Genomic DNA, 12,636 nt, shown 5'->3' on the forward strand with positions numbered 1-12,636 from the left:
TTTTTTTTCCAAACAGAAGGCGGCATCCGGGATTCGTGAGCGTCTCGTGGGCTGGGGGATGTGAATAAGAGACGGGGTGCGGCTGGCGCTCGGGGCGCGTCGCACACGACGCGCACGTCATCCCGCCGATGTCGAGCGAGATGTCGGTGGTGCTCATCAGCGGCTGGGTGCGAGCTGGTATCCGGCCTCGGTGATGGCGGCGTCGATCAGCTCCGCGGCGATGGGCTGCGCGCTGACGACCATCACACGGGAGCTCCCGCCAACGTTCAAATCGACGCTGACACTCTCGACCCCGTCGATCTCGGAGACCTCTTCGGTCACGCTCGAGACGCAGTGGCCGCAAGTCATGCCGTCGACCAAATAGTGCTCGCGCACTGTATTCGAGGTGGTTGGCGCAGCGGCGTGGGCGTGGGCGTGGGCGTCGGTGCCGCAGCTGCAGTTGTGGTCTTTGTCGGTGAGTACGAGGTCGTTATTCGACGTGGTGGAGCACATGGCGGGTCCTTACGGGTTGTGGTCGTGTTGGGGGTTAGGAGCGAACGAGGCGAGCGATGGCGGCCGATGCCTCACGGATCTTCTCGTCGGCTACCGGTCCTCCTTGTGCGCTGGCCTCGGCCACGCAATGCGTGAGGTGGTCATCCAGCAGCGCGAGGGCGACGGTTTCGAGGGCCTTGGTCGCGGCCGACACCTGCGTGAGGACGTCGATGCAGTAGGTGTCTTCCTCGACCATCCGGTGGATGCCGCGCACCTGGCCTTCGGCCCGGCGCAGGCGTTTGAGGATCTGTTCTTTGTTGTCGATGTACCCAACCATGGGTCTCTCTCTTCCTTCGCGTGGCCGGCGCCGACTGTGGCACCAGGCTGTTGACGCATACCCTAGTGGGGTATACCGTAGCGGACATGAGCCAGTCACACAACATGCCCCACACCGACCGCGCGGACACCGTGACTACCGATGAGAACAGCCATGAGGCGATGGATCATGACGCGATGCGCGCAGATTCCTCACACGGCGAACATCAACAACACGGCGGGCCTGGTGGTCACGCCGGTCACGGGGGCGGGCACTCGGATCACGTAGGCCAATTCCGTCGACTGTTCTGGATCATGTTGATCATCGCGGTTCCTGTAGTCGGGTTCAGCGGAATGTTCTCCGGCCTTCTGGGTTACCCGTTGCCGAACTCCGCAATGGTTCAGTGGATCTCCCCGGTGCTGGGCACGGTGATGTACGTCTGGGGAGGCCGGCCATTCCTGGTCGGCGCCGTCTCGGAACTGAAAACCCGCAAGCCGGGCATGATGCTCCTCATCGCCCTCGCGATCACCGTCGCGTTCGTCGCGTCGTGGGGGGCAAGCCTCGGATTGCTCGACATGGAGCTCGACTTCTGGTGGGAACTCGCCCTCCTGGTCGTCATCATGCTCCTCGGGCACTGGATCGAGATGCGTTCCCTCGCCCAGACCTCAAGCGCGCTGGAATCCCTCGCAGCCCTGCTGCCCGATGAAGCAGAACGAGTCGACGGCGACACCATCGCCACCGTCGCACCTGCCGACCTGAAGGTCGACGACATCGTCATCGTGCGACCGGGCAGTCGCGTTCCCGCCGACGGCACCGTCACCGAGGGAACGGCCGACGTCGACGAATCCATGATCACCGGAGAATCCCGACCCGTCAGCCGCGGGCCCGGCGCACCTGTCGTGGCCGGCACCGTCGCCACCGACACCGCCATTCGCGTTCGCATCAGCGCGGTCGGCGACGACACCGCCCTGGCTGGCATCCAGCGCCTGGTCACCGAGGCGCAGAACTCGACATCCCCCGCACAGCGCATCGCCGACACCGCAGCAGGGTGGCTGTTCTGGTTCGCGCTCGGCGCAGGAATCATCACCGCAATCGTCTGGACCCTCGTCGGTAGCCCCAACGACGCCATCATCCGCACCATCACCGTGCTGGTCATCGCCTGCCCCCACGCCCTCGGACTCGCCATCCCGCTCGTCGTAGCCATCTCCACCGAACGCGCCGCCAAGGCGGGCGTACTCGTCAAGGACCGCCTTGCTTTGGAGAGCATGCGCACCGTCACCTCGGTGCTGTTCGACAAGACCGGCACCCTCACGAAAGGCGAGCCGACCGTCAGTCACATTCTTACCACCGGAACACACACCGATGATGAAGTGCTCAGCTGGGCCGCCGCGGCAGAAGGCGACAGTGAACACCCGCTCGCGAAAGCAATCACCCACGCGGCACAGGCGCGCGACTTGCCCGTCGGGAGGGCAAGCGACTTCCAGGCATCGACTGCGGTCGGCGTCACCGCGACCATTGATGGCCGTCGGGTCAGCGTCGGAGGGCCGAGCATGCTCCGCGCCAACGACCTGGAACCGCTCACTGAGGCGGAACAGTGGAAGAAGGACGGGGCGATAATCCTTCACGTGCTCGCCGACGGCGACGTGATCGGCGCCATCGGTCTGGCCGACGAAATCCGCCCGGAGTCCCGGCAGGCGGTCGACGCGCTGCACGCTCTCGATATTCAGGTCGTCATGATCACCGGCGACGCCGAAGCGGTCGCCCACTCTGTTGCAGAAGACCTCGGGATCGATCGCGTATTCGCTGGAGTGCACCCGGAGGACAAGTCGGCCAAGGTCGCCGAGCTGCAGAAGGAGGGCCGCAAGGTCGCGATGGTCGGCGACGGAGTCAATGACGCGCCGGCCCTGGCCCAGGCCGATGTCGGTATCGCGATCGGCGCTGGAACAGACGTCGCCATCGCCTCAGCTGGCGTCATCCTCGCAAGCTCCGACCCGAGGTCCGTGCTGTCCGTAATTGAGCTGTCTCGCAAGAGCTACCGAAAGATGAAGCAGAACCTCTGGTGGGCCGCCGGGTACAACCTCATATCGGTCCCCCTGGCCGCCGGGGTGCTGGCACCGATCGGGTTCATCCTCCCCATGGAGATCGGTGCATTGCTGATGTCCGCATCCACAGTCGTCGTCGCCCTCAATGCCCAACTGCTACGCCGCCTCGATCTGCAGCCCAGCTCCGTAACGACGGGTTAGGTAGTGTCAGTGCCCGCCTGATGTCGAAAGAGGGTGTCGGGTTGAAGAGCTATTTGGCGCTCCCTTGTCATTCTCCTCTTCTGAGTTTCCGGTGCTCTCATCGAGCAGGTACGACCAGATTTCCATGAGGCGCTTCCTGACCACGCCGATGCCAGCGTCGCTCAGTTCACTGGTCGCTGTATATTCAGTGCGTGCTGACTATTGCTTCTCGGATCGACGTGATGAACCGGTTGGGCCGCGCGATGGCGGATTCGTCCAGATCCCGAATCCTGATGTCGCTGTTGGAAAGCCCGGGATACCCCGCCATGTTGGCGCGGGAGCTGAGACTGACGCGGTCGAATGTGTCCAACCATCTGGCGTGCCTGCGCGGGTGCGGGATTGTTGCTGCGGTACCGGAGGGGCGGTCAACAAGGTACGAGATCGCAGACCCTCACCTGACTCGGGCACTGATGGCCTTAGTCGATGTGGTGCTTGCTGTTGATGACGGGAAGCCGTGCGAAGACGAAACGTGCGACGTGCCTTTATGCTGCGGGACCGGCGCGTGAGCGCCCCTGTCGCAGGACCCATCCGCGTACTGGGGCCGATCCGGAAGCAGGTTCTCCGCCAGCGCATTCGTTGGATTGTCGCGGCGACCATTGCCTACAACGTGATCGAAGCCATCATTGCTATCGCGGCCGGGACGGCCGCATCATCGGCGGCGCTGATCGGGTTCGGACTGGACTCAATAGTCGAAGTGCTGTCCGCAGCCGCCGTGGCATGGCAGTTCGCCGCCCCCGACCCGGAGAAACGAGAAAAGACGGCCCTTCGGGTGATCGCCTGGTCCTTCTTCGCCCTCGCCGCCTACGTCACCATCGACGCCAGCCTCTCCCTCCTGGGCCTTCGAGAACCGGAGCACAGCACAGTCGGCATCGTGCTCGCCGCGGTAAGCCTGGCAACAATGCCGTTTCTGAGCTTCGCGGAACGACGAGCGGGGCGGGAGCTTGGCTCCGCGACCGCGGTCGCCGACTCGAAGCAGACACTGATCTGCTCCTACCTTTCTGCAGCCCTACTGGTCGGGTTGCTGTTGAACAGCCTCCTCGGCTGGGCCTGGGCCGATTCCGTCGCCGCCCTCGTCATCGTGGTCTTCGCCGTCCGCGAAGGACTCGAGGCATGGCGCGGAGACGCATGCAAAACACCAGTTTCGGCCCTGACTGGAGAACGGGACGTGAAGGCCTGCGACTGCTGCTGACCGAAGTCAGCCACATATCTACCACGGCACGACTCTTGTGTGATTGAACGTAAGCGGGCCGTCTATCGACCGGCGCTCATTCGCCGAATCACCCAGGATCAGAATGCTGGGGTGCCCGCAAGCGGATCGGCTCACGTGCACTCGGGGTGACAAATACCGCTGTCAGAACGCAGCCGTTTAGCGCTGCGATTCACGGACTGCCGCGGCGATCCCATCTGGAAAGATCGAACTTATGACTGCCCGCATTCGTCTCGTTCACCTTGACGATGATGAGGCGTTGGCGGAGTTGCTTGACCACAACCGTGGCTATTTGGCGCCGTGGGAGCCGGTTCGGGACTCTGACTACTTCTCCGTGGCCGGGCAGCATGCCGATATTGAGATGGCGCTTGTGCGTCATGCGCGTGGCGAAGTGATGCCGTTTGTGGTGTTGAACGATCACGGTGAGGTCGCTGGCCGGATCACGCTCAGCAACATCGCCCGCGGACCCCTGCAGTCCTGCACCATGGGGTATTGGGTGGCGGAAGATCAGACAGGTAAGGGACTGGCGACTGAAGCTGTAAGAGCAGCGACGGCATGTGCGTTTACCGAGGTCGGACTTCACCGTGTTCAGGCTGAGACACTGCTTGCCAACGTCGCATCTCAAAAGGTACTGGCGAAAAACGGCTTCAAACAATACGGTCTCGCACCCGAGTATTTGAAGATCGCGGGCGTGTGGCAGGACCACCTCATGTTCCAGCGCCTGAACGGTACCGGCTAGAAACGAACGACGCTGCTTCTCACACTCAGCGCTTGACGTCAGTTCGGACGACTCTGCTCTCTCGCGCGTAGGGTGTCAGTTGGGCCGCACCTCATTGTGATGCGTCACTTCTTGCTGCTTTCGCATGGTCGGGGTCGGCGACGGGTTCGCTGTCTGGGGTGAGGAGCAGCTCAGTGATGCGTCGCCGGTCCATTGCGGTGACCTGGAGCGTGGCGCCGTCGATGTGTATCGTGTCGCCGATCTGCGCCAGCCGTCCCAGGCGTTCGATCATGAAGCCAGCGACTGTGTCGGATCGACGTACGGGAACCACGGAGGTCCCTCAGCGCAGTACCTTCCGCGGCAAGGTTCCCAAAACCACGAGGCGACCAAACCTGACCGACGTCAATGTGACATCGAGCTGACCTCTAATCGTTGATTTCAATCAAGCGCTGCGCAGCACGTGGAGAGTCATCGACCGCCAGTAAGTGATGTCGTTTCGCGAACAAAGCATTTGAGCCACGTTCTTTTGTGCGCCCGAGTGTCTTGTCACTGGCCATTCACCGTGATGTCACTTATCCAAGAGCTGAGGTGATGAGTCGCTCGATTCGGGCGGTCCCGATGTATCGTCCAGCGTTGTCGATGACGATCAGCGGTTCGTAGCGATGTTGGGGCTCTCGGGTGATGGCTCGGAGAAGCGAGTCCCGCGCGGGGGTGTCGAGGTTGATTCTCAGGGCGGTGGTTGTGAATCCGAGGTGTGCGGTATCGGCGTCGAGCACAGACACGGGTTGGTTCAGGTCGTCCAGCAGGACGATGGTTCTGAGGTCGGGGTGGGCGGTGAAGAGCGCCGCGGCCGCGTGAGTGCTGGTGGCGGTAGGACTATGTTCAATGATCTCGCGGATCGTGGACACGTCGCAGGTCGGCGGCGCTGGAACGACGGTGGCCGCCAGGGCGGGCCAGGCCGGTCCGGGGCGGGCGAGATAGTAGCCCTGGGCGAGGGGGACCCCGAGGGTTGTGATGGTGGCGTACTCTGCTTCGGTCTCGATGCCTTCGGCGAGTAGCCAACAGTCGATTCGGTTGGCGAAGGTTCCGAGCATCTCCACGAGTGCTCGTTTCGCTTCATCGGCGTCAATATGGTGGATCAACTCGCGGTCGAGCTTGATCAATGAGGGTTTCAGGGCGAGAAGGTGAGTCAAGCCCGCGTATCCGGATCCCGCGTCGTCTACAGCGATCAGCGCTCCCAGGCCGCGAAGGCGGTCGAGCTCGGGCTCCAACGCGACATAGGAGGAGACCACAGTCTGTTCTGTGAGTTCGACGATGATGCCGCGGAGATCGGAGTGCTCTCCCCACACCTCACGGACGGCGTCCTCCCGGAGCATGTCCGGGGACACGTTTACCGTCAGGAAGCAATTACGAGGGAGCGAGACCCGCTCGGCCAGTGCTGCTCGGAGGCAGGCCGCCTCGAGTTCAGCGGAGCGTCCCGCCGTCCGGGCAGCGCGGAAGAGGTCCTCGGTACTGACGTGGGCGGGCAGAGCGAACCGGGCGAGCCCCTCGTAGCCCACAATGCTGCCGCGTGCGGTATCGACGATGGGTTGGTATGCCGACGTCACACCCTGCCCGACACGGACACGGTCGAGAAAGGCGCTCAGTTCAACCGGTGAGATCTCCGCGCTCAGGAGACGGCTACGATCCGGTCGGCGATCTGACGGTTCAGGTCACCGGTAAGCGTCTCGATGCCGTGGACAGTGTTGGCATGGCTCGCAACGAGGGCAAGCATCTCATCCTCGGTCGAACACACCCACGTTGCCTCGCACCCGGGAACCACATCTCCACACGCAAAAGACTTCACTTCTATACCCCCATTAATCGGCCCCACAGCAGGCAAGCGATGCCTGCTGCCTGTTCGTCCTAGTATTCGGTGCCGACCCCGGTTTGGAAAGGACACTTCGACTGTCTGGGGCGCGGACGTCAACCAAACCGACAGCATCTTGTGCGGCTACCAGTACCCGGCCAAGTATCGAGCAGCCTTCTCTAACGTGGCGAACCGCGCCTGATGCCGCGGTATGCCAACGGAGGTGGCCTTGTATTCGGACCCGATCATCTCGATGATGCCTGCTCCGCTTGCAGTGGAACTGTGCGGCAGAGAGATCTCCGTGACGTGCCAGTGACCCTCGTTCACGGGCAGTAGTTCCATGTTGCCGATTGTCACGACATCGTGAACCGGGAATTTATTCGACTGCATGGGATCAGTCCACCACGGTGCGTCGACGGCGGGTCGGGGCGCCCGGGAACCTGAGAAGGAGTCTCGACGTATTGAGGACTCGCAGCGCGCCGCGACGAACCTGCTCACCCCATTAACCATGTGTCCAGGACGGTTGGGCGTAATGGAGGGCCGTCCTCGCGCGGCTCCTGGCGCTGTCGTGATTCCGGCGTTACAGGTGCGATGCCGTAGCAATGCGCATGGCTCGTCTCGGTTCGTGAGCGGCGACCAAAGGCAAGAGGATCCTCGGGTGGGAAGACTGTATTACGGTGCGGCACGACTTGAGGTCGTATTCGAGGATCGAGTGCTCGCTCACCTTCAGATTGTCATGACGGCGAAGCTGCGACATACCGAGGGATTCAATCTTTCTAGGAGAAATTATGCAGGTGCGGCGAACGGTCGCCAGCTGTTGTGGATTACCCATACACGGATCTTCACTACGACTTCGACAGCAATACCTCTCCTGAAATCAACCGGGAGTGGCTTCTGGATCTTTCCAGTATGGCGAATACCGCTCATGGGCTGTTTGTCACCGAGGAGGGTCGACTAGAACCACTACCCGATCCCGGAATGTAGAGCAACAAACTTCTCGACGCTTTCAATGGGCGCCGCCCTCCCGCGACCGCGTTGGCTCTCGCCGCCTCATCGGCCTACCATAGGTTTCGCGGGACGATATGGCGATTTACTGGTTAGGCGCTACACAGGAGTATGGAAACTCAACAAGTTCGAGATTCGCCGCTCAGGAACATGCCTCGCCAGAAACGAGCCGGTCGTACGCTCGCCAAGATCGAATCCGCCACACGGCAGGTGCTCGCGGACCCCAACTGGGGACGGGACCTTCTCAACACGAACGAGGTCGCCAGGCTCGCCGGTGTTTCGATCGGTACGATCTACCGCTACTTCCCTGACCGTTTAGCCCTACTCGACTACGTATGGCCCGACCGAGGCTGCACCTACTTACCGATCGAGGGCCCCCAGGAGACCACCGTTCCGGCACTGTGACGCACTGATCTTGCCCATGCCCAACATGCTGAACTGCTGTCCGGTAGCGGCGCTACCGGGAGCTCGCCTCTGTTCTTTGCGTGCGTCTGCGTGACATACGTGAGTTCGTCTTCAGCGCCTCGGCCATGAGGAACTTTGCAAAGTGTCGCCAGAACGGTCCACGACTGCAAAAGGCGCGGCAGCCGTGCGCCGCATGCGCCGCCGACCGGGCCACTCCCGCTGCTAAAATTCAGGGGCGGTTGAAGTTTCGCCCCAGCCGACCCCGTCCAGACCTCGCGGGACCGGTTTGGCCGCGATTCCGCGGACGACTCGACGCTTTGATCGTCGCCTCGCAGGGGCCAGTTAGTCCCGCAAAAGCCCCATGGCTGATTGACGATGGCTTGCGGTTTCGCTCGTTGCAGCTAGTGCGGCCATATCCGAAAGATGTCCCCCATATGTCCCCATAAATGGTGACTTTACATTTGGGGATTGGGGCCGGAGTATTGCTTCTGCACAGGGTGCATGCACCGGGTGCAAGACCACTGAGATCGACTCCCCATAGCTTCGAGTCCGAAACAGGACAGAGGATGAAGCGGCGCGTCATTCGGGTAGGCGCGTAACGGCAAATTGGGGAAGGCTGCGACGCGACCGGTGCCCGCCGCCAGCTAGCCAACTCCCGACCGGGGCTGGAAGTATGCTGATAGCCAGTCTCTCCGCGGGAGTCCCAATTTCACTGTCGCGTTCAACTCTGTTTGGTCGGAGGCATTGTGGCCGTGTTCATCTATGACAAAACCGTTCGAGCAGAATTCGACGACCGGGCACTCGCCCACCTGCAGGTAGTCATCTTGGCAAAACTGCGGCGAGGCGAGTCGTTCTCTTTCAGCTGGTCGAAGCGCGCTCCGCAGGTTGGGCGAACCACAGTGTGGCTGAGCCCCTCAATTCCTCTGATCTTTGATTTTGGAACGAAGGACGCCCCAGAACTCGACCGTGACTGGCTCGAACTTCTCAGCCGCGTTGCCAATAGCAATGCCGGTCTTCGCTTGGTGCCGACCGACGCTGAGTCCGACGTCGATCTCACCTCGAGCACTCATATCGGGTCGCCCTGACCAAGCGCGGTATTGCGGCCACGACAACCGCGTACCCGCCCCCAGCAATGCGGGCGGGGGCCTTCAGGCCGCTCGACCCAGCTGCCCGTAGGCCGGTCCTCTGCCGTTCATTCGCAGTCTGACTGGCAGGCCCAGAACAATCTGCCGGCAACACGCGTGGCCGTTCGAACCTGCCAAACGCGTGACCACATTGTGACCACATTTGTCCCTGAATGGGTAGGAATGCAGCAGATTGAAATGAGCCACAACCCCTGAAATCACGGGCCAAAAGAGGCTGTGATGATTGTGCCCGATCGTTGGGGTGGAGCACACGGCTCATAATCGTGGTGTCGCGGGTTCGAGTCCCGCCCTCGCTACGACAAAAAGGCGCCCCAGCTTTGCCGGGGCGCCTTTCGTCGTTCTCGGGGCGAATAGAGAACGCGTCCCCGCGTTGGCCCTACGACTCCGCGCGCAGCGCCTCCCGCAGCAGCGGCAGCAGCGCGTCTCCATCGGCACCGTGCAGAACCGGCACCCCGTTGACCGAGTCGACCTCGACCGCACCCTTTCCCGCCGGCGGCAAGACCTGCCGCAACGCGATCACTGCGACGTGCGCAGGGTGGTCATTCGCGAGGTCCTTATATAGCTCCGGGTCATGCTCGCCGTCGTCGCCGACCAGCACCCAGGAGATGTGGGGCAGTTCTTCTACCAGCCGCCGCAGTGCGGTCGACTTGTGGTCCTGGCCGTCGCGGAACCATCGCTTCGGGGTGATGCCCCAGTCGGTCATCAGGAGCGCACCGGCCGGAAAGTCGTGGCGTTGCAAGAAGCGCGCAACTGGCCCGGCGAAGTTCCATGGCCCGTTGCTCAGGTACACCACGCCGGGATCGACCTGGCCATCGATCGCGGTCGTGATGACCCTCGACATGCCGGGCACGATCTGCCTCGTCGAGCTCGAACCGCGCAGCGTGCGCCACGCCGCCCGGAGCGGGTGGGCCAGCCCGGTGATCCAGACCGTGTCATCGATGTCGCAGATGACGCCGCGCACCGGGGCGGCGCTGAAGACGTGGATCGTCGCGGCGGCCTCGTCGCGCTCGCCCACCCGAAAATGCACCGTTGCAGTACCGGGGGTGAGCGGGCTGTCGAGTGGAACCCGGGTATCGATGATGCCGGCGGCATCGCTGGTCGCGGTAGTGGTGGTGTCACCGAGCTGGATCCTCACTTGGGCCCCCGGGCACTCAAGGGTCAGCAGGCGTCGCCACCCGGGGATACCGCGGCTCGCGCCCGGGTCGACGGACGCGGGCGCGAGGACGATGCGCCCCAGGACCCGCGCGTGCTGGTCGCTGGCGTACCCGGAATGGGGGACGGCTGCGGGCGTCCATCCGCGGCTCACCGCGACCCGTGCCAACACGTCGCGGATTCCGTTCTCCGCCCGGTACGCGACGGTGATCGCCGTTCCACGGAATCGGCCTAGTGCAGGGGAGAGGGACGACATCGCATCACCGTACCGTCGAAACGCCGCTGATAACCTGAGGACCGTGTCACTCACCGAAGCTCCCGCCCTCGATTCACAACGCAACGACCCCACGTTCGACAACGTGTGGGACGAGATCGTCTGGCGGGGCCTCGTCCAGCTCTCGACCGATGCCGACGAACTGCGCACCCTGCTCTCCGGATCACCAATCACTCTCTACTGCGGCTTCGACCCGACTGCCCCCAGCCTGCACCTCGGCAACCTCGTGCAGATCCTGCTCCTCCGGCGCCTGCAACTCGCCGGCCATCGGCCACTCGGCCTGGTGGGCGGATCGACAGGACTGATCGGTGACCCCAGGCCGACCGCCGAGCGGGTCCTCAACACCAAGGACACCGTCGCGACCTGGGTGCAGTACCTCCACGACCAGGTGTCGCGTTTCCTCAGCTTCGACGGGCCGAACGCGGCGTCGATGGTGAACAACCTCGACTGGACCGCACCGCTCTCCGCCGTCGACTTTCTGCGCGACATCGGCAAGTACTTCCGTGTCGGCACCATGCTCAAGAAGGATGCCGTCAGCGCACGCCTCAACTCCGATGCCGGCATCAGCTACACCGAGTTCAGCTACCAGATCCTGCAGGGCATGGACTTCCTCGAGCTGTACCGAACACAGGGGTGCGTGCTCCAGACGGGGGGCAGCGACCAGTGGGGCAACCTGACCAGCGGTACCGACCTCATCCACAAGGCCGAGGGTGTGCGGGTGCACGCGATCGGCACCCCCCTCATCACCAATGCCGACGGAACCAAGTTCGGTAAGTCCGAGGGCAATGCGGTCTGGCTCGATCCAGCCATGACGAGCCCCTACGCCTTCTACCAGTTCTGGTTGAACACCCTCGATGACGACGTGATCGCCCGGCTCAAAGTGTTCACCTTCCTCGACCGTGCCGAAATCGAACGCCTCGGCGAGGCGGTGGCCACCGAACCCTTCCGCCGTGAGGCGCAACGCGCACTGGCCTTCGAGGTGACAAGTCTCGTGCACGGGGAGGCGGCGACACGGTCCGCGATCGACGCGGCCGCCGCGCTGTTCGGCAATGGTGACCTGCACGCGCTCGAAACGGCGGTGCTCGTTGCCGCCGTACGCGAGTTGCCGAATACGACTGCGCCAGTGGATGCCACGATCATCCAGCTGCTCGTCGACACCACCCTCACCTCGAGCATGGGAGAGGCGCGACGAGCCATCGCCCAGGGTGGCGTGTACGTCAATAACGTCAAGATCGATGATCCGGATGCGACCATCTCGCCCTTCGTGCTCGACGCGGGCGTCGCCATCCTGCGACGCGGAAAGAAGACTCTCGGCGGCGTTCTGATCGAATGACGACGACTGCGACACGCCCGGGATGCGTGAACAGTTGCCCCCCACTCGAATGAACACGTAGTGTTCTTTCTTGTCACCCCAAAGGTGCGGGAAGCGGAAGAGCTTCCCGGCCTCACGTGGGACCACAGTCTTATCCTCGAAGCTTTCAATGCCGACGGGGATCGACACGTAAGACCCAGTAAGAACCGGTGCCCGACACCGTCAGTAAGCGGAATGTAAATTTCGCCGCCGATGATCGTCAGGACTGCGACTGCTGGTAAGGTAGCGAAGTTGCCCTGGTTGTGAAGTCACTTTTTTGGTGGTGGAGGCTGGGTGCGTCCGATCCTTGAGAACTCAACAGCGTGCACAATGTCAAATGCCAAATACCTCGTGCAGATGGTCCGTTTCTAGCGGGTTGTTTGTAGGAGATTCCTTTGGAAAACATTTAACACAAACAAAGCAAGTCAGTAATGATTTGTTCTGTCAGTTTCAAACTTGTC

Annotated in this window: 13 protein-coding genes and 1 pseudogene; 8 read left to right on the forward strand and 6 right to left on the reverse strand. The window is 62.5% G+C overall.

The window, feature by feature from the left end; genetic code table 11:
* Positions 1–156 precede the first annotated feature (156 nt).
* Both G5S38_RS14050 and G5S38_RS14055 read right to left on the reverse strand, forming a co-directional pair.
* The gene (locus tag G5S38_RS14050) at positions 157–492 is read right to left on the reverse strand and encodes a heavy-metal-associated domain-containing protein (protein WP_165069912.1); all 336 of its coding nucleotides are present in this window, start codon (positions 490–492) and stop codon (positions 157–159) included.
* Between the two features lie 34 nt (positions 493–526).
* A complete protein-coding gene (locus tag G5S38_RS14055; protein WP_165069915.1) occupies positions 527–808 on the reverse strand; it encodes a metal-sensitive transcriptional regulator in 282 nt (93 codons plus the stop codon).
* Between the two features lie 86 nt (positions 809–894).
* Between G5S38_RS14055 and G5S38_RS14060 the strand changes: the two genes are divergently transcribed.
* From G5S38_RS14060 to G5S38_RS14075, 4 genes are all read left to right on the forward strand, one after another.
* Positions 895–3,030, forward strand: coding sequence for a heavy metal translocating P-type ATPase (locus tag G5S38_RS14060; RefSeq protein ID WP_165069918.1), 2,136 nt, complete (start codon positions 895–897; stop codon positions 3,028–3,030).
* Positions 3,031–3,221: 191 nt separating this feature from the next.
* Entirely contained in the window at positions 3,222–3,575 is a 354-nt protein-coding gene (gene cmtR, locus G5S38_RS14065) for a Cd(II)/Pb(II)-sensing metalloregulatory transcriptional regulator CmtR (protein WP_165069920.1), read from the forward strand.
* A complete protein-coding gene (locus G5S38_RS14070; protein ID WP_165069923.1) occupies positions 3,554–4,258 on the forward strand; it encodes a cation transporter in 705 nt (234 codons plus the stop codon). Before cmtR ends, G5S38_RS14070 begins: the two co-directional genes overlap by 22 nt.
* 232 nt (positions 4,259–4,490) lie before the next feature.
* Entirely contained in the window at positions 4,491–5,015 is a 525-nt protein-coding gene (locus tag G5S38_RS14075; protein WP_165069925.1) for a GNAT family N-acetyltransferase, read from the forward strand.
* 91 nt (positions 5,016–5,106) lie between these two features.
* Here the strand turns inward: G5S38_RS14075 and G5S38_RS14080 are convergent, their stop codons facing one another.
* The 3 genes from G5S38_RS14080 to G5S38_RS15735 form a co-directional block, all read right to left on the reverse strand.
* Complete coding sequence (locus tag G5S38_RS14080) at positions 5,107–5,325, reverse strand: transporter associated domain-containing protein (protein WP_268921084.1); 219 nt, start codon at positions 5,323–5,325, stop codon at positions 5,107–5,109.
* 241 nt (positions 5,326–5,566) lie between these two features.
* Positions 5,567–6,601, reverse strand: coding sequence for an EAL domain-containing protein (locus G5S38_RS14085; protein ID WP_235929090.1), 1,035 nt, complete (start codon positions 6,599–6,601; stop codon positions 5,567–5,569).
* 62 nt (positions 6,602–6,663) lie between these two features.
* Positions 6,664–6,978: a DUF1059 domain-containing protein gene (locus tag G5S38_RS15735; RefSeq protein ID WP_235929091.1), complete on the reverse strand. Its 315-nt coding sequence runs from the start codon at positions 6,976–6,978 to the stop codon at positions 6,664–6,666.
* A 397-nt stretch (positions 6,979–7,375) separates the two neighbouring features.
* Between G5S38_RS15735 and G5S38_RS16010 the strand changes: the two are divergent.
* The 3 genes and pseudogenes from G5S38_RS16010 to G5S38_RS14100 all read left to right on the forward strand — a co-directional run bounded on the left by G5S38_RS16010 (position 7,376) and on the right by G5S38_RS14100 (position 9,338).
* Positions 7,376–7,827: pseudogene (locus G5S38_RS16010) on the forward strand (DUF7882 family protein).
* Between the two features lie 171 nt (positions 7,828–7,998).
* Positions 7,999–8,253 (forward strand): TetR/AcrR family transcriptional regulator, encoded by a 255-nt coding sequence (locus G5S38_RS14095; protein WP_165069932.1) that lies wholly within the window; start codon positions 7,999–8,001, stop codon positions 8,251–8,253.
* Between the two features lie 746 nt (positions 8,254–8,999).
* Entirely contained in the window at positions 9,000–9,338 is a 339-nt protein-coding gene (locus G5S38_RS14100) for a DUF7882 family protein (protein ID WP_165069934.1), read from the forward strand.
* 436 nt (positions 9,339–9,774) lie between these two features.
* On the opposite strand, the gene G5S38_RS14105 is transcribed toward G5S38_RS14100, so the two are convergent.
* Entirely contained in the window at positions 9,775–10,806 is a 1,032-nt protein-coding gene (locus G5S38_RS14105; protein ID WP_165069937.1) for an App1 family protein, read from the reverse strand.
* Positions 10,807–10,849: 43 nt separating this feature from the next.
* Here G5S38_RS14105 and tyrS point away from each other — a divergent pair, with 43 nt between their 5' ends.
* Entirely contained in the window at positions 10,850–12,157 is a 1,308-nt protein-coding gene (gene tyrS / locus G5S38_RS14110; RefSeq protein WP_235929092.1) for a tyrosine--tRNA ligase, read from the forward strand.
* Positions 12,158–12,636 lie beyond the last annotated feature (479 nt).

The organism is Marisediminicola senii, from assembly GCF_011057645.1.
Taxonomy (GTDB): Bacteria; Actinomycetota; Actinomycetes; order Actinomycetales; family Microbacteriaceae; genus Marisediminicola; species Marisediminicola senii.